Raw genomic sequence first — 23,928 nt, 5'->3', positions numbered from 1 at the left:
TGCCATGTCTCTTAAAATAACCACAAAAAGCAACCAGTTTCGGCTGCCTTTTAATAAATTTAATGCAAATTTTTAGAAACCTTAGTTTGAAAACTTTTTTCTAACCTATGACCCTTAATATCTTCCTCAGACATGTCGAAACCCACGCTCAGGATAACGTTCAAGTGGGACCACTGCTTAAACTTCAAACATCATATATGTGTCATTCACTTGTGGTGTTTCAATTGCGGTTAGATCTGAAATACATAGTAGGTCTAATGTTGTCCGCTTTAAATAGAAGGTGGGAAAGAAATGTCCCTGCTTCCTTACTGTATAGGAATTAATATTTCACACAAATGATTATCAATCATTTGTGGAGTATATCTTTCTATAATTGGTTGTTCTCTTATTGATAGATTATTTCTTTCTATCTCAGAAGAAATATTGCCCCAAAAGTCTCTGACTGCCTCTTTTGTATGGTCAAGCAAGAAAACAGCATATTTCCCACCAGAAAATTCTCCAACATGAGCTGGTTTTTTCACATTCAAATCTTTATTTATAACAACACAAACATCATAACGACATTCCTCTTTAGGAGTAATCTCTGGGTTATCTTGCGGTATGCCTAAAATTGTAGAATTATCAAATACATCATTCAATTTTGCCCACTTTTTAAAAGTCTCCATTAATTCTTTGTTTTGCTTTTCACCGTACTCCCCAACATTTCTGAAATAAGCAATCCTTGATTCAGGTAATTCTTCAATAGTTATTTTCAAATTTTAGTCCTCCTTTCTTAGATAAGGTAATTCGATTTAAAATGTTTTTCAAGTTATTTTTTAAAAATATTCTGATTATAATATAGTTTAATTAAGCCATTAGCCACTGTATATTCCGAAGATCCATAAAAAAAAGAAGAGATTACCTCAAAAGCTTCTTGTTTTTTGGTATATTAAATAATGTATAGACAATACTGAATAAAAATTTGTATAGAAAGAAGGTGATTCCATGCCAACTAACAACAAACCCAATAGACTAATCGCTGAGAAGTCTCCTTACTTACTTCAACACGCTCACAATCCTGTTGACTGGCACCCGTGGGGAGAAGAAGCCTTCAACAAAGCAAAAAAAGAAAACAAACCGATATTGGTAAGTATTGGATACAGCTGTTGTCATTGGTGCCATAACAGACACCACTAGATTTAATTTTTAATTTAAAACGCATCTAACACATCTTTTTCCTTCGTCAAACTTTCAAATCTTGATTCTCCATTTACATACCAAATATTAAAATAAGTATTTGAACAGAATGATACATAAATGGTTAATTTTACAGATAGTGCAAAAGACCCTATAATAGAAGTGTCAAAGAGAAATGGGGGAGAATAATGAATACACAACATCCAGATGATATTATTGAGAAAGCAAAAGATTTTTTTAGAAACGAAATAGCAAAAAGTCATCTTGCGAACACTTTAAAGTTGAAAGAATTGAAACATTTATCACTGAATCCATTTTTAGATAAGTACAGAGCTAACTTTTTAGCAGGGAATGATGATCCGAAAAACATTGCAAGAGCATTAGTTTATCCAAGAGTATTAGGCACATCTTTAAACACAACATTTGGAAACAAGTTGCAGAAATTCTGTAGTGACGTCTTGGATGGTTTCGCCTCAACTACATCTGGAATTGATATTGAATTCGTTGATAAGTTAGACGGCAATAGAAAGTACTGTCAAATAAAGGCTGGCCCCAATACAATTAATGCTGACGATGTTCCAACTATTAAAAATCACTTTTTAGGGATCAAAAATCTTGCTCGAACAAATAATTTGAGTATTGGATTTAATGACCTTGTTGTAGGTGTGTTTTATGGTTCCGATGATAAATTAAGTGGTCACTACAAAAAAATCAAAGAAGAATATCCAGTAATTGTAGGTGCTGAATTTTGGTATAGACTTACAGGTGAAGAAAACTTCTATAAGCGATTAACTGATGCAATAGGAGAAATTGCATCAGAGTTTGATGGATCAAAACATATAGAAGAAGTAATTGATAGTCTAGCCAAACAAATAGAAGAGGAATTAAACGAACAAGAGTCTTTGGAAGAATAGTAATGAAAACAGGGATGTATAGTTTTCATCCCTGTTAATTTTTCCACAGAAAAAGCAGAATGCTCATGTTAGCTGATTTAGTGTGCTAATTATAGATAAACCAATAGCTTTAGCCATATTTACTGGAACGGCATTCCCAATTTGCTTATAAGCATTGTTTGTTGAACAATCAAAATTCCATGAGTCAGGGAAACTTTGTATTCTAGCATATTCTCTTACTGTAAATGGTCTGGTTTCATCTGGATGACATCTTTCTGTTTGCTTTTGTGCGGGAGAGCAAGTTAAAGTCAGAGAAGGCTCATCCCAAGATAATCTTCTAGCCATCCCCGTTCTTCCACCACCTGAGTAATAACTTTTTCCCATGTATTCTTTCGCTATTTCGTCAGGAAGATCTCTCCAGTAGCCACCAGGAGGGACGAGATCTAAAACTCTTTTTTTCGATTCTGGATATTTTGCTCCCTCAGATTCTGGAACATTTTTTAGAACATCCTTTAATGTAAGCTCATATCCATAAGGTTGCGGGAAGAAATAATTCGCCTCGTATTTCTCTACTAAATCATTTCTAATACCAACTAATACTATTCTTTCCCTCTTCTGTGCTACATCATAATCTAATGCTCTTAAAACTTTCCATTTTACTGTGTAACCAATATCAGAGAATACTTTTAACATAAGAGCTAAAGTTCGACCATTATCATGATTAACTAACCCTCTTACATTTTCAGCTAAGAACATTTTCGGAAGTAACTGTTTTAAAACTTGGGCATAGTAATAAAACATTGTACCTCTCGCATCGGATAACCCCATTTTCTTTCCTGCATAACTAAACGCTTGACAAGGATAACCTCCAGATAGTAAGTCTAATTCTCCAATTGGAACATTTACAAAGTTTTTAATCCCTTCTTCAGCAACATCAATGATATCCTTCTCAATAACATTCCAATGAGGTCTATTTTTTCTCAAAGTCTGACAAGCATATTTATCAAACTCAACAAGACCTCTAGATTTAAATCCAGCTTGTTCTAGTCCTAATGCTAACCCACCAGCTCCAGCAAAAAGTTCTACTACTGAATAATCTTTATTAGCTTTAATATCTCTTATATCTAAAAACTCATTACCTTCAAAACTTGAAACATTTATTTCCTCATCTATATTAGAATCTATTAAATTATCCGTTCCATCTAGTGATAACTCCATTTGTTCAGAATCAATAATTTCTTCAAAATTCACATTTAATATTTCACATAATTTTAATGCATTTGACTTTATAGGATTGAAATTTGGTGACAACAGCATGGAAAGCTGATTTTTACTAATTCCTAGCTGCTCTGCTAATTGTTTTTGAGTTGAAATCCCATGTTTTTTCATATGTAATCTAACTTTATTTTTACTTATAGTATACAATTGAATAACCCTCCAATAGAGTTAAAAAAATATTTAACTTTTATAGGGTTATTATGATCGATTTTTAACTTTAAGTCAATAAAACAAATTTAAACTATTACAGTTTTTATTTGGTGTATAGAATCTTGTTGTGTGGGAAAAAAACCTGAATATTATATACATCACTGTGTTACTTTAGGATATGATAAATTTAACTAAGTATTGAAAGAAGGTGATCCCATGCCCACTAACAATAAACCCAATAGATTAATCGCTGAGAAGTCTCCTTATTTACTTCAACATGCTCATAACCCTGTGAATTGGTTCCCTTGGGGAGATGAAGCATTTGATAAAGCGAAACGCGAAAACAAACCTGTTCTCGTATCTATTGGGTATAGCTAGCTCGGGTAGCTACACGCACATGTCATTGATGGCACGTTCGCTTAACTACACATATAAAAATATGCTATTCTAACAGTATACAATATCTTCATAAAGGTGATGCCATTGGATTTAAAAGAGAGAATAAAACGTGTAGCAATATATCTCCGAAAATCACGAAATAATGAAGGGGAAGAATCAGAAGAAACCCTTGCAAAACACAGGAAACGTCTATTAGACATTGCTAAAAAAAATAATTGGGCATATGAAATTTTTCAAGAAGTCGGCAGTTCAATGGATAACAACCGTGACGAATATCAGAGAATGATTCATAAACTTAATGATGGAATTTTTGATGCTGTTTTATCTGTAAATCTTGCTCGGGTTACAAGAGACGATTCAGAAACACCAAAATTCATGAGTTTACTAAGGCAAGAAGATATTCTTTTTGTTACGGACAGCGAAAGAATTTATGATTTAGAGATTCAAGAAGACTGGCAAGCCTTAAAATTCACCGGATTCGTTAACAATTGGGAATATGAAAATATTAAAGCTCAGCTCAGAAAAGGAAAAAAAGACAGCGCCAGAATGGGTAGATGGGCTAATGGAACACCTAATTACGGCTATATATATAATCGATTAGAAAAAAAGTTAGAAATAGATGAAGAAAAAGCCGAAGCTGTAAAATTGGCATTTCAAATGTGCATCAACGGAATAGGTGTTGACAATATAGCAATCGCTTTAAATCAACTCGGTTATCGCACCAATAAAGGTAATTTATTTTGGGGCAATAGTGTAAAAAGAATGATCCGTTCACCAATTTATAAAGGATGGATTGTTTCTAATCGTATAAAAGGAAGAAATAAATATCAAGGCAAATTAAGGCCTAAAGAACAATGGATAATCTCTAAAAAGGCTGCCCCAATAATCATTGACAAAGAAACCTGGGAAAAAGCTAACAACGCCTTAGACAAAAGAAAAGCGCTCTCTCCAAGATCAAGAGCACAAAAACACGGATTGTCTACTTTAATTAGATGTGGTATTTGCGGAAGAGTTCATGCAATCTCAAGGAGAAGTGATAGGGGTGGCGCAAGAGTTTTTCAATCATGTAGTAAAGTAAACCTACTTGGAGAAAAATGCTATAACAGCGGCATAATGTATGATGTGATGATGGAACTCATCATTGACAACATTAAAGAAAAAAGAGAACAAATAGCAATGGAAATCACAACATTACCAAACGACAAACAAACTATAGACCTTAAACAAATTAAAATAAAGAGAATAAAAGAACAAATAAAGAAGATTGAAAAAGCACTACACATGCTTCAATTACAATTAGAAGAAGACCTCATCGACCTCAACTATTTTAAAGAACGTAAATCCAAACGAACAATTGAACTAGATAACCTCAAAACTGAACTCAAGAATTTAATGGACACCACACAAGAAGACGAAGTAAAATCAAAAGAATCTTTTTTGAATAAAATGGATTCATTCCTTTCAAATTGGAAACAATTAGATGAAAGTGAATTAAATAAAGAATTAATGTCATTCATAGATAAAGTAACTTGGTATAGTCCAAGAGGCAGCAAAGAGCCACCTCAATTAAAAATTTATTGGTCAGAATAAGTTTAGAAGTGAGCCATTTTATTTTGCTCACTTCTTTTCCTTATTACGTTTCAATTCTGTCAGCAACAGTAAAACCTTTATCATGTGATGGTGATTTTTGGGCATTATTTATCCCCGTAATACCCAACCCCACTATCACTACCAATGATAAGATCATCAATTTGCGTTTCATAAATCATCTCTCCTTTTTGAATTTGATTTTTCGCCAAAATCACCTGACGATAGTAAAATGCAGACCTATCTGTATCACCCTTTTTCTGAAAAACTTCAGCTACTTCAAAACCAAATTCTTCAATATCCCCATACATTTTACGTTCCCTAAAAAAAGAAAATGACTCATCAATTAAATTATAGCATCCTTCCTTTAAATATAAAGCCTTTAATAAATCTAACTTTACAATATATTCAGAATTTTTTCGTTCTAGTGCGACCGCATACCCTTTTTCATAGTAAGACTTAGCAGACTCTTTTTCCCCTCTCTTAGCCTGCACATGAGCCAAATTAAACAGGGTTTTTTCTACGCAAGCATGATTTTCTTTTTTAAAGAATTCATTGGCTTCAATTAAAGATTTATAAGACTTTTCATATTCACCTATTAAGTTGTAGCAAATCCCGATATTTAACTTTGACGTAGCAATTAAAAGTTGCCTTCCCGTTTTCTTCGCAATTTTTAAAGTTTCTTCGAACATTTCTAACGCGCCTTTATAATCTAACGAATCAATTAAATTCCCTGCCACAACATATTGACATCGCAAAACACGATCTATGTAATTATCATACTTGTTATAAATACGAATCGCTCTCTTAACATAATCCAGAGAAAAATAAGTCTGTTTCATATAATAAAATATTTCAGCCATCTTGTAATAAAATTCAGCGTGTTCAATTTCATCATCAACAAATTCAAGTGATTTTTCTGCTCGTCTATACGCACTTATTGCAGCAACCAATTTTTTACGCCTAAACTCGTACATTCCCGTAAAGAAAAAGAAATAATAATCCAACATACCCTTTAAATGCCCTTGATGTTCTTTTAGAGCTTCATATGCATTTTTCAAATCTTCCTCATTTTTAGATTTTAGATAACTTAACATTAATTCGTGTCGAAACTCTAAAAGCTGATGATAAAAAAAAACATCCGAGTTCTTATCAACACGCCCAATAAACTTTTCAACCTCTTTTTTCAACGAGGTTGCTTCTTTATCGAGATTATTTCTTATCGCTGTATACCAATCATTCAGTTTCCTTGTAACAATATCATAAGGGATTCCATCATCGTAACGACGCATAGACACATGACCACGCAACCAAACACACCTCACTTACAAAAATTGCACGCGCATTTACATTAAATGTATTATGACAGATGATATAAACAGATGAAAGGGTAAAAAGTATCACTGATTGTTCTATATCCAAGCATAAAGAAGTGTTTCAATTCCATAAAAAGGGAAAAACAGAGTTAATCGTCCCTTTTATGAAAGTTTTGGATTTGTTTACGGGAGAAAGAGGAAGAATTTAAATATCTTGAAAGTAAAGGATTGTATCCTGATATTGAAGAAATGGCCGTAGATGCGGCTGAACATTATAATAAGATTGGGAAGTTAGAAGAGTCGGTCGAACTTTATCGAAAAGCAATTATGAATATCAACAAAAAGGGAGGAATCGGCCATTTTTTACCGAAAAGCAATTAAAGCAATGAAAATTGATGAAAAAGGGAGTTGTTTTAAATGATGAAGAAATTTTCACTAGGAATGATTACTGTATTATGTCTAGCTGCCTTTATAACGATCTCAAGCAATTTTGCTCATTCGTCTGAATCACACCATATTGCAGGCAGAATGATTACATCATCATTGAGCTTGGATGAAAGCACATTAACTTAAAAAAGCAGGCATATGCCTGCTTTAAACTTTACCATTATAAATCGCTATTACCTAAAGATGAATAGTTTTTCTTAATTATAGAACCTGAGTAAACAAGCAATAAAATGAATATAAGAAGCATATGATTCCCACGAAAAAAGTATATTTGTTGCGTTTATCCTCTTTTATTAACGTCATAAAGAAAAGACCGGTAAAGAAGAATCCAATGAACCAACCTATTGACATTTGCAAAAAAGCCAAAATAAAACCGACAATTCCCAACATTTGAAACGCTTTAGGTACAAATTTATTCACTAAATGTTCCCACCTTTGTAATATTTTTAGGAAAAGTTCTATTCATATCCCTTTTTTGTATGATACCATAAATTTACAAACCAAAAAATGAGAGAGAGTGAGGAATCTACCACAATGAAGAAGAAACTTTTGATCCCCCTATTATCTGCATCTCTTTTAGCTGGGATAGCTTCACCTTTTGCTAGTACAGCACATGCAAGTGAACAGCCTTCTAAAGAAGTAAAAAGAGCGTCCGAAACTATTCTTATTAAAACTATTAATTATGATGAGAAAGGTAATCCGATCGTTGCTCCAGGCGAGAGTGTTTTAAGAGTTCAGAATGTTAAAACAGCGAGTAGTTGGAGATATTACAAAACAGCTAACTATACTGATAAGATCGTATGGAGTACAGTTTCTACTGCCGCTGCTGTTATGGGCGCTAAATTAGGTATACCGAACTTATCAGTAGCTGGAATTGTAGGAAACTATTTAATAGCTAACAAAGGCGATTGGATTCACTACTCAGATAAAATGTATACTAGAATGGCAGGATATGTTTTCCAAACAGAACATAATGTAACTTGGTATAAGGACAAAAAACACAAGAAGAAACTGAAAACACAAGTTTACATTACCAATGATTACGGTGGCATGAAATAGCATAAAAGCAGGCAAATGCCTGCTTTTGAATTTATGTCGATTCTAATTCTATAACTTTGTTTCTTTCCCCTTGTCCTCTTCATAATCCGGTGTTTTCCTATCGAGACCCAAACGGTCGTTTTCCCCACTGCCAGGCATACGCTCTAGTTTTTTATAAGAATCTCCAGTCTTTTCATAATAAGAGTAAGTGATTCTTTTCTGATCATCTGAATAAAAGCCAAGTTGAATATATTTTCCTCCATCATAGACCCGAATTAACGCATTTTCTCTCTCCATACCATCCGTATCAAGATCATATTCTTTATATTCTTTTTTCTCAAGGCTGATGACTTCATCAATATTATCATCATATTTATTGCCCCCGCAGGCAGCTAACACAAACATCATCATAAGACTAAGGAAAATAAAAACGTATCTCAAAATAGCCGTCCCCTCCCTTTTCAATCTTAATTATATATAAATTTTTCTTGTTTTTCCACATTTCATCCATTCCCTTTAACCTGCACATCATCAACCAACCATTCATCCTTTACTTTTATTAGTGTAGTTTGAACAATCAACGTTTGATTTGTTGTAACAGAATTCGCTGTAGTAGCCAGTTCCACGACATTTAAAAACAATTCACGAGATTCATCAACTTTTCTCGAATAGCTTTCTAAAGAAAGCAATTCACTTTGTATGCTGACTGTATGCCTTTCATTGGTGCGGGAAGGAAAAGCATAATCCAATCCCTTTTCAGTTGTTAGCTTCTTTACATCCTCAAAACGTTTATCTACATCAGAATAATTAAAAAGCGCTTCAAAAAATGCCTTATTTTCCGAAGCGCTGTTTTCTGTTTCTTTTTGATTCAATTTTTTAATAGTTTCTTCTAAGACCTGGTTTTTTTCTTTCAAATTTTCAACCTTTAAATCTTGTTGCCTATGAACAAAAAACGCAGTTATCATAAAAATGAACACACAAACCGAAGCCCATACCACATGTATTTTCATTTTTTCACTCCTTAAAATTTTATTCTTCCAAAAGAAACAAGATGCTCTCGCCAGTAACCGGCTTTCAAATCAGAATACTCAACCCCGCTATCATTTGAATTAAACATTTTTCCATTCCCCACGTAAATTCCCACATGGGTTATTGCCTTACCTGCATATGTTCCGCCAAAAAAAACAAGATCGCCGGGTCTTGCCTGTTTTTCGCTAATCTTTTTGGTTGCTGAATATTGCTCTTGCGCTGTTCGTGGCAGAGATATTCCAGCTTTAGAATATGACCACTGAACCAAGCCAGAACAATCAAAACCAGTTTTAGGATTCGAGCCGCCCCAAACATAAGGCCGTCCTTCATATTTCAACGCTTCCTTCATAATCGTTTCATAGCCATCAATAGCACCATTTACAAGCTTAACGTCATTTGAGCCTTTGAGATAGCGCATCACATGATCAACATACTCAGGGTCACCATAGCTATTCCATCCCATTTTGAGTGCCTGTATGCGGCTAAATTCATACGCTAATTTCTTTGAATACTTGCCCCCCTTCTTTTTTACATAATCAATGAATCCGGACCCGAAGTTATAAGCTTGCAAAGTAAGTTTGATGTCCTTTCCTGCTTTAATAAAGACCTTTTTAAAATGTTTGATGCCAACCTTTATTGATAATTCCGGGTCAGTTATCGAGTTTGGGGGCAGCCCTATACTTTCTGAACTTTGCATAATATCTAAAGAACGCCCACCACTTTCTTGCATGGTGAGCGCCATAATAACATCTACCTGACCAAAAACCCCTTCCTGACGAGCATATTTTTCAAACACCACACGAAAACGTTCAACCTCTGGACTGATTCCATTAGTCACATATTCACTATCATTTCCGCCTATGTGTTTATTATCAATATTATTTTTGTTGCCTGCTATTATTGCGGCAACCACCACAATCATTACCATGAATATAAGAACAGGCGAAGAAAACAAGAACCCTAGAAAGATTTTTTTCAAAACACCCCCCCCTTTTTAATCACGCTCTCTCATCCCCTCTTAGCCTATCCTCTCCTTTGGAGGATGTACGGCTTGCAATATCATTTAAAGAAACAGTCTCCGCCCTATTGACTACAATTTGATGACTCCTTTTTAGACTTGTATTCTTTGTAGCAACCTTTTTTACAGCTTCCCTGTTTACAAACTGTGTTTCGCTGGATGGATTGTTCTGATTCTTTTCATTAAAAAAATTGTCTGTCTGAACACTAGGAGAAGGTGTGATCTGACGGACAATTTTTTCATTTCTCTCATTATTTTCTCTATGCGGTACACGAAGATTTTCTGTTTGGACATTATTTGAAGTTTGATGACTGTTGCTTTCTTCTTCCTTATGAAGTCCTGCAACAAATTGACTTTGATTTGTTCTTTCGATTTCTCTTGGATTTTCTTGAACTACTGGCGCTTTTCTTGAATTATCATCATCTTGTTCGTTTTGAAAATTAACAGCAGTATCATATTGATCATCAATCCTATTTTGTGAATCATTTAAACGGCTTTCAACAAATTCTTTTTGATCAGTTCGTTCAGTTTCATTTTTTGCATCTTGCAAGACTGGCGCACGTCTTAACTCATCATCGTCCTTAATAATCGCACCAACGTTAGGGTTTTGATCTTCACTTGTTATATTCTCGTTTTTATTTTCCGAATTTTTCAAAGCATTATTTTGTTGATCTTTCTCCATTAATTCTTGTGGTTTTCTTTCTAATGCTTTCTTATCATTCAGAGCATTAACAGTTTGATTTTTTTGTGGAGTTCTTTCAGCCGCAATTCCCCAACCAGAACCATAACTAGAAACACTAGGGTCTGAAGAATGTTTTAAATCCTCTCCATCGTCTTTTCTCCCAAAACTTTTTTTCACTTGACCAAACGCCCATGATACACCAGTTCCCACAACATTTGCTCCCTTTTTAGCTGATTCCCATGAAGGTTGAACAATTTCTTTTCTCATGTTTTCCATCAAATTGTTATCAACAGATACAACTTTTCCGGCAGTTACAAACCTCACAATTTTATTTCTGTGTTTAAATCCCATCCAAAATGTCAAAGCAAGTACAATGACATTCAATAAATACATTCCAAAATTATTTGGAGGTAATAAAGTGTCTATGATATAGCAAATAATATACACAAACAAAAATACAATCCCCAACATTGCTTTTAATATATAAACACTCCCTAAGCGCCCTAACGAAGCAAAACCGGAGTATGCAAATTGTGGTACATAAGCCACAACAAAAGCAAATGGAACAAAAAATACAATCACAAGCGCTATTATTTGAAGCAAAAAGTTTAAAAACGCCAATCCTAAAAAGGGAATCCCTAAGGCGATCGAAAAAAGCAGTGCAATTATGGATTCACCAAACTGATTAAATGCGTTTCCAGATGTTAGAGCTTCATTATTATATTTTCTTATTTCCGTACCCTTTATATATTCAAGCTTTGCTTTTTCACCATCAGAAGTTAGTTTATAGGACAACAATTTATCTACACGATCCAAGCCACCTTTATCACCGCTGCCCTTTTCATTAATTTTCTTTTCGTTTGTTTCACCGAAGTTAACAATCATATAGGGCTTTTTTAAGGCAAGATCAAAATACAAATTACGCAGTATCGCAATTGTACCTTCCATTTCCTTTCCCTTTTCAATGTTTGAAGTATCAACAAATCTCCCTTCATCCTTAGCAATCCCAAGCAGTCCATTACCTGCATTCAATAACTTCCCTTGTGCTTCGACAGACAAAGCATTTAATGATTTCATAACATAGCCTGCATTCGACATATACCAGCCACCAATAACTAAAACCATAATGAAAAGGATACTTCTTCTCATAGCTTCCTTTGCGCTTCCTCTTACGGCGAAAAGGTAAAATATATAGCCAAGAGCAAATATAAAAAGAGTTTCGCCAAAATTATTTTTTAAGGTTTTATAAACCCTCTTAGATACATTTGTAATTGAATCGGCAAATTTATCTATAGGTTGAAGGTTATTTAAAACATCCATCCCCACATCAACAACACGAACAACATTTCCAGCAGTAGAAAACAACACGTTTGTGAATCCAATGAACGGCCCTTTTAGCCAGTCATCAGAAGCCTCATTATTCGCTTGATAACGGGAAATCGGAAACCGTTTTATTTCTAATTCAACTCCACCAGCTTTTTCACTTTTCGGCTGTGTTGTTACATCGCCATCAGCAGAGAAAACAGTCAATGCAGAAGCAAAGGTTAAAAACAGCAAGACAATAGCCGATGCTATTAAAATCTTCTTTCTTTTCATGGCGTCCTCCTTAATCTAGTCTCGTGATCAAATAAAATTGATATTCAGCGTTTTTTAAATCCTCTTTTGTCAGCACTTTATTTTCCGGAAAGCGACCTTTCAAGTTGAAGCAGATTGCCTTTTGATATTTTCTTTGTCTAAAACACTTTCGACTTTGTTCAATCCTAATACCTAACAGCTCTTGCAGAAATAACGCCGTAGACTTGTGACCAATAAAGCTTTTATACGAACCATTACATAATGCCAAACATTTATGAACGTCTTCCAAGGAAATTTTCTCTGCTTTATAAATGCCCGGCCATGTCATTACCATAGAATTCAGAAAAGCAATTTCCATATTTTCATCCCCTTTATTATTTTTTCTTTTCTTCATATCCTCTTAAACCATGGAAGGCAGCAAACAGAAATCCCCCGTACGCAAGAATATAAGTTCCGATTGCCCCAAGGAGATAATTAGGGAAAAACTCTATTACAAACCAACAAATTAAACAAAAGAGTATACCAAATCCGAGACTTGAAAAGTATAAGCATTCGATCACATCAGACATTGACATCTTTCGACGATCAATAAATTCTTGCAATCTTTTTTTAAGAACAAGAAAAAGGACAATCCCTACAATTGCCCATAATATGAACATATTTAAATACCTCCATCCGGTTACAAATATTTTTCTTCCGCATATGCCACAGCTTTCTTCTCAACTGTTTTTAAAGCACCTTGCCACTCCTCAAATAAACACTCAATTGAAATTTTGGAGGTGCGCCCATAGTAATCTTTAAATAAACATTGACCTTGAAACATAGAGCCTAGCATTTTTTCATTTTCTTTTGTGACCTCCATATTCATCCACTTTAAAACCTCTTCACGTTCGTTTGGTTCATCAAAGGCAAAGGCAACACCGAAGTTTCCGGAATCCTCTTCTTTTAAAGCATCTTTTGTAGATTGAGAAATAAAAAATTCCGCATTGTTATATGATCGACCAATACGGCGCATCTGCCTTTCTACCTTTTTTCCTTGCTGGGACGTGGTAAATATCCACGCTTCATCAATAAACTCAACCGTCTGCTCATCAGGATTCATGCCAAACAGTTCACAGAATTTACCGAGCGCAAACATAACAGCACTTGATTTTAACTGAGAAATCGTATAATTCTCGATACGTTCTGAGTGCTCCGGCAAATCCAGATTTTCAACCTCTAAGATGGTGATACGCTCATCTAATGAAAGCGCTGGATTTGAACCATCATGAATACACAGTTTTAAAATTGAATCCGAAACAACTTCATTTAAATAATCTCCAGCTTTTCTGACTGCCGGCTCTTGATTCTCTCCCTGCATTTCTTTAATGATGTGGAGAGAACCAACTTGTTCGCCGCGTTGTTTTCTCTCAATCACATTTGATGTCGCCCTTAGAAAAGCCGTATTAATATCGTCCTTTCCCTTGAAGTCGTATACTTGTTCAAAGATAACTTGAACTAGTTCTTTCGCTTTCATCGGCGGCAAAAAACAAATTGGGTCAAGAGCGCCCCAGTTATTTTCGTTTTCATGATCTAATGTGATATAGTGAAACTTTTCTAAATGAGCAACATACAAAGGAAAATTTTCTATGATGTATTGATCATTTAAGACACGCTGAATCCATTTTCGCATTTCTTTTTTCGGATCAATATAAAGCGATTTTATTTTTAGAAAAGTAACGTAAATAAAAATCAACTTTGCCAGATAAGATTTCCCATTTCCTGTATCACCTGTGATCAAGCAATGAGGTGAACGAGTTTTCGAGCCTTTCAAATACTGATTCGCCAAGAAAGGATGGTATAGAACGAAATCTCGACTTGAATAAATAGCATTCTCTAAATCGGTGTGCTCCATAAATCGATCAATCCAACCAAGAAAAAATCCAATCTTGGAACCAATATCCGAGTTAATTGCAAATAAACATTCGGCTAATCCGTCTTGAGTGGTTTTCTGTATCCAGTTCTTATCTGTAATATCTAATTTTTCACCAGGCAGCATTTTATAAAATAAATTTAATTGGTCTGCAACAGGAAGCCTACACGTAATTCCTGCACCTTTTAAATGCCGTCTTACAATCGTAGCCTTTCTAACACACTCTTTTTTCGTGTCTCCATGAACCACAATAACAGCCAACCAATTCATTAAATAAACTTCTTCTTTTTTTATTTCATCTTGTAAATGTCTGACGAGAGTTGCGCTTGTAACTGTAGAAACATCACTTCTGTCTCCCGTACTTTGCTGTTCAAGCTGCTCTTCTTTTAATTGTTGTCTTTTGATATTTAAAGCCGGCTTTGTGATAGACTTCGATTCTGCTTGCACCTTCATTTGCACCTCTACAGGAAAAGGCAATGACTGAGTTTCATAAAACAAATCACTTTCCGCCATGTTATGAAGAAACTCGTCAATGACTACGAAAGATACAAAGCCTTCATCTCGATCACTGTGAAGGTTTAAAACAGATGGGTTTGTTGGGTCTATGATGGTATTTGTAATAGAATCAACTTTTCTTATTTCACTTTCTTCTTTTGTGTGATGATTTAAGCCACGGACAAAATGATAACGATTAATATACACCATCTCATGTTCTGAAAGCCTTTCCCCGCGAACAGATGTCATAATATTAGCGAGATTGTCTTCTACTTCTTCATATTGTTTAAAAAAAGAAGTGGAAACGCTTTGTTCCCACCCCAACATTTTCACAACTGTATCAGTAGCCGTATTAAAAAGCGAAAGAATATTATCCTTAACTTCCATGCTCATATTTACCAAGCTATTTTTCAACTTAACACCAAATATAAAATCATACTTTGTCAGTCTTTCTAAACGTTGTTCCAACAGCCTTACTGTTTCTTCATTGTAATATCGAGCTACGTCAAGAGCATCTTCCGCAATATCTGATTCCAACTCTTTGAAGCGTTTATCTAATTCATATTCACTTGGATACATCATCAAATGGAAGTCCTCATAAGAGGTAATTTCCTCAAGCAAATGTTGCCACTTCTTTTTATAAGCATTTACCTTTTCTTTATTCTGCATAGGAATCGAGTTGCTTTTTATGCGGTAATACGCCCAAACGTCTCCCGTTCTCGTCAACAACAAATTTTTGTGTATTGCCTTCATAGGCGTTTTCAATTTCATTTGGTTTACCCACCACCTTTACTAGTTTGCGAAATTCGATTTTCTTTTCATTACAAAGATCGACCTTTCGGTCATTGCAAAACTTTTTTTGAGGAAGCTTGATCATAAAGTAATACTTCAACAGATCAAAGAAATATAGATATATATTTTTTCCTTCCGGCTTAATTTTTGTCACGAGCATTGTTAAGAAGATTGGAATACCAAAAATCACAAAGATTGATGAATTTTCAAAAGCGTGAGGAAAAACCTTCCTCACGCCGTACCAAAAGCCAAAACAGAGAGCAACAAATAAGAAATAGTTGATTGCTGGTATTAACTCCACTGCAAAAGGCAACGAATAATTTTCCGTTAACTGCTGAATCTTCTTAGGCTCTCTCATTGCCTTACGATAGTTAAACACTAGACGCCCCATTATTCGACCCCCTAGAGTTTATCAATAAGGTTCTCGACCCAACCTGAAAGTGTAGACCAGTGATTCACAGCCCAACCCACAGCACTTGCAACACAGCAACCAAATACAATTCCACCGACTCTTAGCTTCAATAAATGCTTAGAAGCAAGAAACGCACCGACAATAAACGCAAACTGAGTAACAACATCTTTCACCCAGCCTTGAATACCCCCAAGAGTTGGGAGCGCTCCACCTAAAATAATATCGTTATAGAAATTAAAAAATCCCATTTCAATTAATCTCCTTTCTATTGATGTTTTAATTTTTCGACATAATATTGACCGCTGTTTTCAGTTAAACTTAAAGAAAAATTCTCGGTTATTGGTATTTCATTTTCTTTTTCTTTAAATTGGACAACACAAAAAGCTTCGAAACCATTTTTTGTCTCGAAGACTTTTACATTCTTAATTTCACCAAATTCTAGGGTATCATCCAACGCTTCCGGCTCCTTCATCATATAGACCATATCCTCTTTCTTTTCAGAAGCGTATTTTCCAAAGAAGGTTTGAAGGAATTTTTCTATAGAATCCTTCTTCTCCCCAGTATATTCATCCCTCGTTTCGTCTTCATTTTTGACAGTTATGTCACCCTTCAAATCATAAACCTGAGTGAAATAAGGAACAGCAGAAACAGCAAATGAATCACCTTTACTTATAACTGGAATATTCAATAGTAATTGTTTTTCAGCCTTTTCTTCCTTGGTGACTTTTTCCTTCACCTTCTTTTTCTTTTTTCCGTCCTTCACTGTTTTTTCAACTTCTTTTTCTACAGGGAACAGATTCGTGTATGTCACCTTATATTGAAAAAGGCTATATTTATCACCCTCTTTCACGTTATATAGACTGTATTCATTTAAGACCCGATCTCCCTTTAACCCGTCTAGTTGAAACCTTTCACTTTCTTCGAAATCATTTTCCGTTTGTTTAACCATGTATTTTTCAAGATTTTCTTTTCGTTTTTCGATCGAATCGTGATCATTTTTCACATTTACAAATTCCTGAATAAAGCCTTGCAAATAATTTTCCGCAGCAGTAACCGAGATTTTTTCTTGTTGTTGTTCAAAAGGCTTATTTGAACTAACTTTTATATCATTAACGACAGAACGAGTATTGACGGACAGAAGAACGGACAGCAATGCTAAGAACAGCAAACCCGACAGACTACACCATAATGTAATAGCAACCATTTTTGATCTATCCCTTGGAACTTTTTTATTTGCCTTCTCCGGCCTTTGAACACGTTTAATTTTTTGGATAACGGCGCGAAAAAAGGACTCTTCCTTTTTTTCTGACAAGCTTTCATTTTCAAGCAACATTTAACCCTCCTTTGTCATCTAAGCTGTGTTTTTTTCACAGCTTTTAATTTTCATATTTTTAGTGAGTTTCATGATTGATCTTGCAATCTTTTCATAATTCGGTTCATTCATTTCAGTAACGATGATTTTCATTTGTTTCCCACCGACATTGCAAACCTTTACCGTTTCTTTCATGGAAGACCTCACTTTCTTTTCCTTATTTTTTTCTTGCTCTCTTCGATCTGCTTTATTGATTCTAAGAATGATAAAAAGGATGCTACACGCGGCAACACCCTTCTTATGCTTTCATTCTCCATATAAACTTTTACACTTGTCATCCGGCCGTCAGGAAGATAGCGAGTTTTATAAAATGTGTAACGATATTCAGAAAAGCCTTTCCGGTTTTCACCTTCCACAACCAGCATGCAATCTCTGCTTAAGCTCCTTACAAAGACCAAAGACGGAATACCAACATTAAATCCCAGTCTTTTAAACTGATTGTCTACAGCAGACACCTACTCACTCCTTATATCTTCTCATTAAGTTGATTTACGTTAACTTCTAACTAATAATCCCCCTTTAATTTTTTTCTCAATACTTTTAATGATATGGGAAGTGCAAAACCCAAAAAACCAGTCAATGCTACAAATAAAATAGCAACTACAGCCGCAAAAACATAATCACGTTCAAGAATCGACACATAAAAAAATATGCTGTAATAGAGGAAACAATACATATAAGCCAATAAGACAAGTAAACAAAACATTATCTGCGTTACGAAATTGATCAACTTTTCAACATTTAAGCGTTTCACTATCACTTCTCCTTTCTTGGGCTTTGCCCAAACCCACCAACGTATGCACGTTGGATTGCAAAATATCAATCCCCCCATCCCCCCGATTCATCGGGGGGCTCCCTCGCCGGTAGGCAGGAACAAACGAATGTTTGTTCAATGCCAAGAGGGTTTTGGTGGCGCTGAATATGTCAACTCCTTATCCTCACTTCGTTCCGGTACCGTTGACACATACGTTTAATCGCATCACCTGTGTTTATAAAGGTTTAGCAACTTGCTTTTAAACGACCATGTCAGCAACATTAGCCATAAACACATCTAACATTTTTTTATGTTTATCTGCCAGTTCAGCTTCTACGATCATATCTGACAGATCAGTTTTCCCTAGGTGCTTATCAGCTTCAAGCACCATTTTCATAGTGGGGGCGCAAGAATTACGAAGCCAGTTTCTCGATTTTTGATAAAAGTCTTCCTGCGGTTTCATGAAAAGTCTCAATTTCCCTACATCACCTATAAAAGCTTGCCAGAAATCACTTGTTTCCCAATATCGGCGTTCTCTTTCGTTCGGATCAACGAATTTCACATAGTTGTTAATAATCTGCAATGCGATATATGTCAAATCTTGTCGTTTGATCAGTTCTTTAATGGCTACTTGTGCTCGTTCGTTTTTCAAACGAATTTCATAGCGATTCCAGTCGCCTAAATCCTCTAACGGGATATTGTTTTTTTCAGCCTGTTCATGATTTTTTTCATAGAAACATAGATAAGCTTCTGATTTTTTAGAACCAAAGTATATTGTTGTTCCACCCATTTGACCATCCGAGAGATCAAAAGAACCGTTATAATCTGATTTTCTAAATCGTGAAATACATTCGCCCTTTTGGGCTTTCTTTAACAATTCCGGTATAGAAAAGTACGTCTTTTTATCATCAATAGCCAAATCAAAGCGAGTAAATGAACCACCTTGTGCCATGCAATCTTGAAAGAAGTCGTACCATGTTTTCTTCCGGCATTCCAAGAAGGATTCAAATTGACGGCAACCTCGCCCAGACAACTCAATCAAAACACCTCTGTTATCATCCGGCGCAGAATAAAAGACCTTGATATAGTCCAGTTCATACGTACCAACGTAGCCATAAAAGCCGTTGGGCTTTTCAGTCATAAAATCTTTACTCAGATGGAGAATATTTTCAATAATGTGGTCAACATCGTGAGTTTTAAAAGTAACTCGAATGTAGTCAACCATTGATACTAAAGGATTTTCAACATTCTCTTTTTCTTCTTCTAACATTACTACCCCCCTGTTAGCGTGGGGGGGTTGGTTTAGCTCATCCATTCGCTTCGCTCACTCCTTCGCCGCTGGCCGTCCGGTCGCTTACGCTGCCGCTGGCGACTGCCGTCGCCTGCGCTCCCTCGACTCCAACCAGCGACTTTTTAATAGACGACTTAAAATCATATCCTTTTGGCACAATTGGACTGTAAAACTCTAATATTGAACCTGTGCCGACATAGGCATATCCTCGACCTTTCACATCTTTCTCCATAAACGTTTTATCAACGTCACCAAACATCATCCCATATCCAGTATCAGACATATTGCCAAGCGCAACGCGAAAACTAAATTGATCTCGTATCCCATCCGCTAGATATTTCGCATCTGGTCGCTGTGCCCCTAAGACTAGAAAATAACCAGCTTGACGACCCAACAAAACCAATTGTTTCATATAGGATAAGGCTTCATTCCTTTCTTTCATATCCAGCAAATCCATAAATGCCACATATTCATCAAAGAAGATAAAGACAGGTTTTAGCCCTAAATAGGCATAGTTTTCACCTGTCTTGTAATTGGGCATTTTCTTCATTTCATCCATTCGTTCCATCATGCCATCAACCGACTTTCTCAGACACATAAGGATGCCATTTTTCTGCGAATAGACTCTTTTCGGGAGCACCTCTTCCAAGTCGGCTAAATCAGCATTTTTTGGGTCTAAGATTTTCACATCTGCCCCAAGTCCTACACACGCTTTTATGACAGTCAACATGAAATAGGTTTTCCCTCCGCCTGTGCTACCGGATATGAGCATGTGCGGCAACTTATCAAATTGCCATGAAATATGCTTCATTAACGGAAGGACTCCATTTTCAGCTACTGCATCATCAATGGAAATACGATTCTTTTTGACATCGTAAAGAAGTTTAAAACATACAAATCCTTCTTCCATTTGCTTATCCACCAGGTCACAAAATAAGCCGTTTTCTAAATCCTTTCCTAAGTCTAGGAAGCGATTCTGAAAACGGCTCATGTCCATAGCAATACGAATATAAATGTGATTGTTTTTAACTTGGTAATACATCCTAGGAAAGTACGTGATTTTTTCCTTCGTCCCTGTATCATTTGAGAATAGCTTTTTAACCTTCACATGATCTTTTTCATAAAACTTGTTTGAGAAAATCATTCTTGCAAGCATCTGCCTGTGCTTTAACCTTTTAAAAAGTCCATTAAAAGTTAAACAGGCAACATACACACTTCCAATACCAATACACAACGAACAAACCAAGCTTTTAACGATCAAAAGTACATTCCATTCAAAGTGATTAATCACTTGAGATACATTAAAGTGAAGAAGATGATCTTTCCAAAAGAAAAACATGGATAAGAAAAAAACAGGCACAAAAATAATTGCGCCTGCCAGTTTTATGTTATTTCTCATAAATGGCCGAATACGTTTCCCTCGATACTTCCACAGTCTTTTTTCAAGAAAATTTTTCATACGGATCACCCGTTATCCTTTGCGACTTTACTTTTTATCACTTGTGGCAGTTGTAGCCGCAGTTTTGGAAACGCTAGAACCTTTCAAAATGATATCTTCTGCTTCAACAGTCCAGTTAAGACTAGCATAATTCCCGTTTGGTCTGGCAACAGCCGAAATTTTCGGATTTTTTAATTCAACATCTTTAAAGAAATCAAATTCCTTTAATTCCACATAAGCAGGAATTGTCACTTCAATCTGTCCGCCTTGCACACTTGACCCTAGATTATAAACCCTTGATTCCAAAGTATCCGTTCTTTTCCCATCCACATAAGCATAACGTTCACGGTTCAAACCTAAAAATTTCAGTTCACCAAAGGTCATGTTAATATCCGGTACAATAAAGTTTAAGTTCATTTTTCATATCCCCATTTCATTTTTTATTATTTATTTTCAAACGATCATCAAATTCGATTTTATATTTTGGATTCGCTCCGGTTCTGTATCCATCTTGGCGCTTATCAGTCGCTCCTGCCTTACAAGGCCATTATGGCAACCTAGTAGGCTATTTATAGCCATCAAGCTGTATACAGCTATCTCGCACGCTTGTTCTAGCCTGCTACAGTATTTGAAGTGATTACTGTACATCACCAAATACTCACGCATGACTTTTCATCAAAAATGCCGTATAATGAAGGTGTCTAAGTCTTCATGGCGTTCTTGATGATTTAATCGTCAAGGCGCTTTCTTTGTCTATATGTAATTTTCAAAGAGCAACACTCCATCAATAAATTACTGGAACATTTGAAATATGCGAACCTCTAAAAATAATCACTCTTGGTTTTCCACCATATAAGATTGGACCCTCATCAATTAACGGAAACATAAAAACTTCCTTCGGTTTTCCTTCATCGTAGAAACACCGTATAAACCAATCATAAAATTCTTGGTATTCTTCGACTAAATTTTCATCCATAGCCCTTTGAATCACTTGCGCTAAAGCTAAAGTAACAGGTTCTCTATGGTCTTCAAATTTTTTCAAATGATAATTAAACTCTTCGATTAACGTCAAATCACCACCACCTTTTTTTTCAGTTGAGCCATTATAGTGGTATAAATTCACACTATGATTAGCCCTTTAATGAAGCAATGTCCTTCCTGCCAACACCGTAATGTTTACAAATCCTTCGATAAGATACCCCCTTTCTAAGAAGAGCATTTACATTTTCAAGAGATAAAGGTTTGTCAAAATAATGATTCACAATCACCTTATTTAAGGCGATTTTCATCCTCGCAGTCCAATCGCCCTCCATTTGCCTCGCTAAGGCAACAGCTTCTTTCATAAACAAATGAGTATCCCTTCTTTTCATTTAGATAACCCCATTTCTTTTTTGCCTTTATACATATAGCGATCATCAAATTTAGATTTGTTAACCCGTCCCTTTATGACCTTATATCCTTCATCCTCCATTTCTGCATTTAAACTGCGAATAATCTTATACGCTTTTGCTCGTTTAACCCCTAGAATTCTCTGTACATCATCCACTGTATAAAACTCCTTCATGAAACCCTCCTTTCTCAAAAAATTTCTCAACCCTTTGTGGTTATCTTTATTATAACCCTCCGTATTGGAGATGTAAAGAAAAAAATGAACATTTTGGAGAGTTTTTAAAAAAATATGCAAAATTGGACTATATACGAAAAATTTCAGGATCATAATAACCCACCCGAAAAGGAGAGTCAATGATTACATGTACACTTTTTGTTCTCATGTATATTAATAAGTCAGCAAATGCTGATATTATAGTAATAACTCAACTTTTTGTGGAATGGATGATTAAAATGACATTAGGAGAAAGATTAAAAAAGGCTCGAAAAAAAGCTGGTTATTCTCAGAAAGAAGCTGCGATCAAAGTAAACTCTACAGAAAAAACAATTTCTAATTACGAAAGAGATTATAGAAACCCTGATCCCGAAACTCTAAGGAAACTAAGTGAACTCTATGATGTATCAACTGACTATTTATTAGGCCGCAAACCACACACACCTTCGAAGCTGGACGAAACAGTAAACGAAGCACTAGAAGAATTAATGAACGAAGAAACTCTCCTCTTTATGAAAAACGATGAAGAAATAGACGAAGAAACAGCACGTTTAATAAAACAAGCATTAATTAACGGTATCAAATATGTTGATGCTATGAAAAAGAAAAAATGAAAGGTTTTTTTAATCCTCCACATATCTTCACACAGAAAGAGTGATCCTTATTTACACCTCAAAAAACATTAAACATAAAGCCGAAAAGGTTATTCAAGAGAATGGAACAAATGACGTTTATGAAATTTGCGAAAGACTAAAAATTATAATATTAAAAGAAAATTTGGGATGTGTTCACGGATTCCTTCAATACTATAAGGAAGAAAACGAATATATTATTCATGTCAACAAAAAGTCAAATTATCCCCAAATCATAATCGCTCATGAGTTAGGACACTTTTTTCTTCATAAAAATTTGAACACATTTCAAATGGAAAACTGTTCACTTTTTTTAGAATCTAAATTAGAGCAACAAGCAAATATTTTCGCATCTGAAATTCTAGTCACCGATAAAATGTTAATAGACGAAATGCCAAGAATCCAAAGTTGGACGTATAAACAAATAGCGTCTTTTTTCAAAGTTCCACTATTCGTCATTGAACATAAAGTATCCCAACTTAACCTTATAACCCACAAGTCGCCAATTAGAGAAGAAAGAAATATCTTCAAGTTTGCATAACATTTTCATTGTTAAAGCATAATCATACCCATTTTTTGGATATCCTATATAAAGAAAAACAATTAAAAGAAAATCACTCAACGAAAGAAGGTGATCCC

The 23,928-nt window shown here is 35.2% G+C and carries 28 protein-coding genes and 2 pseudogenes; 7 read left to right on the top strand and 23 right to left on the bottom strand.

Annotation, left to right across the window (positions count from 1 at the left end):
* Positions 1-305: 305 nt before the first annotated feature.
* Complete coding sequence (locus tag AB447_RS00275) at positions 306-755, bottom strand: AraC family transcriptional regulator (protein WP_006640009.1); 450 nt, start codon at positions 753-755, stop codon at positions 306-308.
* 229 nt (positions 756-984) lie between these two features.
* Here AB447_RS00275 and AB447_RS24840 point away from each other — a divergent pair.
* Both AB447_RS24840 and AB447_RS00270 read left to right on the top strand, forming a co-directional pair.
* A pseudogene (locus AB447_RS24840) lies at positions 985-1,173 on the top strand (DUF255 domain-containing protein); the annotation flags it as partial.
* A gap of 191 nt (positions 1,174-1,364) precedes the next feature.
* Positions 1,365-2,090, top strand: a complete 726-nt coding sequence (locus AB447_RS00270) for a PmeII family type II restriction endonuclease (protein WP_041351256.1) — start codon at positions 1,365-1,367, stop codon at positions 2,088-2,090.
* Between the two features lie 63 nt (positions 2,091-2,153).
* On the opposite strand, the gene AB447_RS00265 is transcribed toward AB447_RS00270, so the two are convergent.
* Entirely contained in the window at positions 2,154-3,458 is a 1,305-nt protein-coding gene (locus tag AB447_RS00265; RefSeq protein ID WP_052478213.1) for a DNA cytosine methyltransferase, read from the bottom strand.
* 255 nt (positions 3,459-3,713) lie between these two features.
* Between AB447_RS00265 and AB447_RS24835 the strand changes: the two genes are divergently transcribed.
* Together AB447_RS24835 and AB447_RS00260 are read left to right on the top strand one after the other, a co-directional pair.
* A complete protein-coding gene (locus AB447_RS24835; protein WP_080316903.1) occupies positions 3,714-3,875 on the top strand; it encodes a DUF255 domain-containing protein in 162 nt (53 codons plus the stop codon).
* A 105-nt stretch (positions 3,876-3,980) separates the two neighbouring features.
* Positions 3,981-5,486 carry a recombinase family protein gene (locus tag AB447_RS00260; protein WP_048355743.1) on the top strand — a complete coding sequence of 502 codons (1,506 nt, stop codon included), beginning with the start codon at positions 3,981-3,983 and terminating at the stop codon, positions 5,484-5,486.
* Positions 5,487-5,590: 104 nt separating this feature from the next.
* On the opposite strand, the gene AB447_RS00255 is transcribed toward AB447_RS00260, so the two are convergent.
* Positions 5,591-6,793: a response regulator aspartate phosphatase gene (locus tag AB447_RS00255; protein ID WP_057957382.1), complete on the bottom strand. Its 1,203-nt coding sequence runs from the start codon at positions 6,791-6,793 to the stop codon at positions 5,591-5,593.
* Between the two features lie 987 nt (positions 6,794-7,780).
* On the opposite strand from AB447_RS00255, the gene AB447_RS00245 reads away from it, so the two are divergent.
* Positions 7,781-8,305 (top strand): hypothetical protein, encoded by a 525-nt coding sequence (locus tag AB447_RS00245; protein WP_048353869.1) that lies wholly within the window; start codon positions 7,781-7,783, stop codon positions 8,303-8,305.
* Positions 8,306-8,353: 48 nt separating this feature from the next.
* On the opposite strand, the gene AB447_RS00240 is transcribed toward AB447_RS00245, so the two are convergent.
* The 20 genes and pseudogenes from AB447_RS00240 to AB447_RS00155 form a co-directional block, all read right to left on the bottom strand.
* Positions 8,354-8,725: a cystatin-like fold lipoprotein gene (locus tag AB447_RS00240; protein WP_048405786.1), complete on the bottom strand. Its 372-nt coding sequence runs from the start codon at positions 8,723-8,725 to the stop codon at positions 8,354-8,356.
* Positions 8,726-8,787: 62 nt separating this feature from the next.
* Positions 8,788-9,294: a hypothetical protein gene (locus AB447_RS00235; protein WP_048355810.1), complete on the bottom strand. Its 507-nt coding sequence runs from the start codon at positions 9,292-9,294 to the stop codon at positions 8,788-8,790.
* Positions 9,295-9,305: 11 nt separating this feature from the next.
* Positions 9,306-10,235, bottom strand: coding sequence for a bifunctional lytic transglycosylase/C40 family peptidase (locus tag AB447_RS00230; protein WP_411801412.1), 930 nt, complete (start codon positions 10,233-10,235; stop codon positions 9,306-9,308).
* 76 nt (positions 10,236-10,311) lie between these two features.
* Entirely contained in the window at positions 10,312-12,609 is a 2,298-nt protein-coding gene (locus tag AB447_RS00225) for a CD3337/EF1877 family mobilome membrane protein (RefSeq protein WP_048355811.1), read from the bottom strand.
* A gap of 10 nt (positions 12,610-12,619) precedes the next feature.
* Positions 12,620-12,946, bottom strand: coding sequence for a YddF family protein (locus AB447_RS00220; RefSeq protein WP_048355820.1), 327 nt, complete (start codon positions 12,944-12,946; stop codon positions 12,620-12,622).
* Positions 12,947-12,962: 16 nt separating this feature from the next.
* On the bottom strand, positions 12,963-13,247 hold the full coding sequence (locus tag AB447_RS00215; RefSeq protein ID WP_048355812.1) for a hypothetical protein: 285 nt from the start codon (positions 13,245-13,247) through the stop codon (positions 12,963-12,965).
* A 20-nt stretch (positions 13,248-13,267) separates the two neighbouring features.
* On the bottom strand, positions 13,268-15,766 hold the full coding sequence (locus AB447_RS00210; protein ID WP_156183562.1) for an ATP-binding protein: 2,499 nt from the start codon (positions 15,764-15,766) through the stop codon (positions 13,268-13,270).
* Positions 15,654-16,178, bottom strand: coding sequence for a conjugal transfer protein (locus AB447_RS00205; RefSeq protein WP_048355814.1), 525 nt, complete (start codon positions 16,176-16,178; stop codon positions 15,654-15,656). Before AB447_RS00205 ends, AB447_RS00210 begins: the two co-directional genes overlap by 113 nt.
* Before the next feature lie 11 nt (positions 16,179-16,189).
* Positions 16,190-16,447 (bottom strand): hypothetical protein, encoded by a 258-nt coding sequence (locus AB447_RS00200; RefSeq protein WP_048355815.1) that lies wholly within the window; start codon positions 16,445-16,447, stop codon positions 16,190-16,192.
* Between the two features lie 17 nt (positions 16,448-16,464).
* Positions 16,465-17,532, bottom strand: a complete 1,068-nt coding sequence (locus AB447_RS00195) for a conjugal transfer protein (RefSeq protein WP_096891969.1) — start codon at positions 17,530-17,532, stop codon at positions 16,465-16,467.
* Between the two features lie 18 nt (positions 17,533-17,550).
* Positions 17,551-17,706, bottom strand: a complete 156-nt coding sequence (locus AB447_RS26065; protein ID WP_172796302.1) for a hypothetical protein — start codon at positions 17,704-17,706, stop codon at positions 17,551-17,553.
* A gap of 8 nt (positions 17,707-17,714) precedes the next feature.
* Entirely contained in the window at positions 17,715-18,026 is a 312-nt protein-coding gene (locus tag AB447_RS00190; RefSeq protein WP_048355816.1) for a hypothetical protein, read from the bottom strand.
* 50 nt (positions 18,027-18,076) lie between these two features.
* Positions 18,077-18,325: a hypothetical protein gene (locus AB447_RS00185; protein ID WP_048355817.1), complete on the bottom strand. Its 249-nt coding sequence runs from the start codon at positions 18,323-18,325 to the stop codon at positions 18,077-18,079.
* Between the two features lie 259 nt (positions 18,326-18,584).
* Positions 18,585-19,640, bottom strand: coding sequence for a replication initiation factor domain-containing protein (locus AB447_RS00180; RefSeq protein ID WP_048355818.1), 1,056 nt, complete (start codon positions 19,638-19,640; stop codon positions 18,585-18,587).
* Complete coding sequence (locus AB447_RS00175) at positions 19,633-21,075, bottom strand: DNA translocase FtsK (RefSeq protein ID WP_048405785.1); 1,443 nt, start codon at positions 21,073-21,075, stop codon at positions 19,633-19,635. The genes AB447_RS00180 and AB447_RS00175 overlap by 8 nt, the downstream gene beginning before the upstream one ends.
* A gap of 27 nt (positions 21,076-21,102) precedes the next feature.
* Complete coding sequence (locus tag AB447_RS00170) at positions 21,103-21,471, bottom strand: YdcP family protein (protein WP_048405784.1); 369 nt, start codon at positions 21,469-21,471, stop codon at positions 21,103-21,105.
* A 16-nt stretch (positions 21,472-21,487) separates the two neighbouring features.
* A pseudogene (locus AB447_RS27415) lies at positions 21,488-21,636 on the bottom strand (hypothetical protein).
* A 202-nt stretch (positions 21,637-21,838) separates the two neighbouring features.
* Positions 21,839-22,126 carry a hypothetical protein gene (locus AB447_RS00165; protein ID WP_048352821.1) on the bottom strand — a complete coding sequence of 96 codons (288 nt, stop codon included), beginning with the start codon at positions 22,124-22,126 and terminating at the stop codon, positions 21,839-21,841.
* 58 nt (positions 22,127-22,184) lie between these two features.
* Positions 22,185-22,424: a hypothetical protein gene (locus AB447_RS00160; RefSeq protein ID WP_048352820.1), complete on the bottom strand. Its 240-nt coding sequence runs from the start codon at positions 22,422-22,424 to the stop codon at positions 22,185-22,187.
* A complete protein-coding gene (locus tag AB447_RS00155; RefSeq protein WP_048352823.1) occupies positions 22,421-22,618 on the bottom strand; it encodes an ICEBs1 excisionase in 198 nt (65 codons plus the stop codon). The genes AB447_RS00160 and AB447_RS00155 overlap by 4 nt, the downstream gene beginning before the upstream one ends.
* Positions 22,619-22,797: 179 nt before the next feature.
* Between AB447_RS00155 and AB447_RS00150 the strand changes: the two genes are divergently transcribed.
* Both AB447_RS00150 and AB447_RS00145 read left to right on the top strand, forming a co-directional pair.
* Positions 22,798-23,271 (top strand): helix-turn-helix domain-containing protein, encoded by a 474-nt coding sequence (locus AB447_RS00150; protein ID WP_326076114.1) that lies wholly within the window; start codon positions 22,798-22,800, stop codon positions 23,269-23,271.
* Positions 23,272-23,311: 40 nt separating this feature from the next.
* A complete protein-coding gene (locus AB447_RS00145; protein ID WP_048352819.1) occupies positions 23,312-23,830 on the top strand; it encodes an ImmA/IrrE family metallo-endopeptidase in 519 nt (172 codons plus the stop codon).
* The last annotated feature ends 98 nt before the right edge of the window (positions 23,831-23,928 follow it).

Origin of the sequence: Bacillus glycinifermentans (assembly GCF_001042475.2) — a bacterium.
GTDB classification, from domain to species: Bacteria; Bacillota; Bacilli; order Bacillales; family Bacillaceae; genus Bacillus; species Bacillus glycinifermentans.
This window is presented reverse-complemented; position numbering and strand designations above follow the sequence as displayed.

Bases quoted from the DNA above. Each gene is read 5' to 3' on its own strand.
- AB447_RS00170 (WP_048405784.1), bottom strand. From the start codon at position 21,471: ATGAACTTAAACTTTATTGTACCGGATATTAACATGACCTTTGGTGAA.
- AB447_RS00220 (WP_048355820.1), bottom strand. From the start codon at position 12,946: ATGGAAATTGCTTTTCTGAATTCTATGGTAATGACATGGCCGGGCATT.
- AB447_RS00245 (WP_048353869.1), top strand. From the start codon at position 7,781: ATGAAGAAGAAACTTTTGATCCCCCTATTATCTGCATCTCTTTTAGCT.
- AB447_RS00225 (WP_048355811.1), bottom strand. From the start codon at position 12,609: ATGAAAAGAAAGAAGATTTTAATAGCATCGGCTATTGTCTTGCTGTTT.
- AB447_RS00200 (WP_048355815.1), bottom strand. From the start codon at position 16,447: ATGGGATTTTTTAATTTCTATAACGATATTATTTTAGGTGGAGCGCTC.
- AB447_RS00155 (WP_048352823.1), bottom strand. From the start codon at position 22,618: ATGAAGGAGTTTTATACAGTGGATGATGTACAGAGAATTCTAGGGGTT.
- AB447_RS26065 (WP_172796302.1), bottom strand. From the start codon at position 17,706: ATGAAAGAAACGGTAAAGGTTTGCAATGTCGGTGGGAAACAAATGAAA.
- AB447_RS00160 (WP_048352820.1), bottom strand. From the start codon at position 22,424: ATGAAAAGAAGGGATACTCATTTGTTTATGAAAGAAGCTGTTGCCTTA.
- AB447_RS00210 (WP_156183562.1), bottom strand. From the start codon at position 15,766: ATGAAATTGAAAACGCCTATGAAGGCAATACACAAAAATTTGTTGTTG.
- AB447_RS24835 (WP_080316903.1), top strand. From the start codon at position 3,714: ATGCCCACTAACAATAAACCCAATAGATTAATCGCTGAGAAGTCTCCT.
- AB447_RS00150 (WP_326076114.1), top strand. From the start codon at position 22,798: ATGATTACATGTACACTTTTTGTTCTCATGTATATTAATAAGTCAGCA.
- AB447_RS00230 (WP_411801412.1), bottom strand. From the start codon at position 10,235: ATGATTGTGGTGGTTGCCGCAATAATAGCAGGCAACAAAAATAATATT.
- AB447_RS00195 (WP_096891969.1), bottom strand. From the start codon at position 17,532: ATGTTGCTTGAAAATGAAAGCTTGTCAGAAAAAAAGGAAGAGTCCTTT.
- AB447_RS00265 (WP_052478213.1), bottom strand. From the start codon at position 3,458: ATGAAAAAACATGGGATTTCAACTCAAAAACAATTAGCAGAGCAGCTA.
- AB447_RS00235 (WP_048355810.1), bottom strand. From the start codon at position 9,294: ATGAAAATACATGTGGTATGGGCTTCGGTTTGTGTGTTCATTTTTATG.
- AB447_RS00205 (WP_048355814.1), bottom strand. From the start codon at position 16,178: ATGGGGCGTCTAGTGTTTAACTATCGTAAGGCAATGAGAGAGCCTAAG.
- AB447_RS00215 (WP_048355812.1), bottom strand. From the start codon at position 13,247: ATGTTCATATTATGGGCAATTGTAGGGATTGTCCTTTTTCTTGTTCTT.
- AB447_RS00270 (WP_041351256.1), top strand. From the start codon at position 1,365: ATGAATACACAACATCCAGATGATATTATTGAGAAAGCAAAAGATTTT.
- AB447_RS00175 (WP_048405785.1), bottom strand. From the start codon at position 21,075: ATGAAAAATTTTCTTGAAAAAAGACTGTGGAAGTATCGAGGGAAACGT.
- AB447_RS00180 (WP_048355818.1), bottom strand. From the start codon at position 19,640: ATGGATGAGCTAAACCAACCCCCCCACGCTAACAGGGGGGTAGTAATG.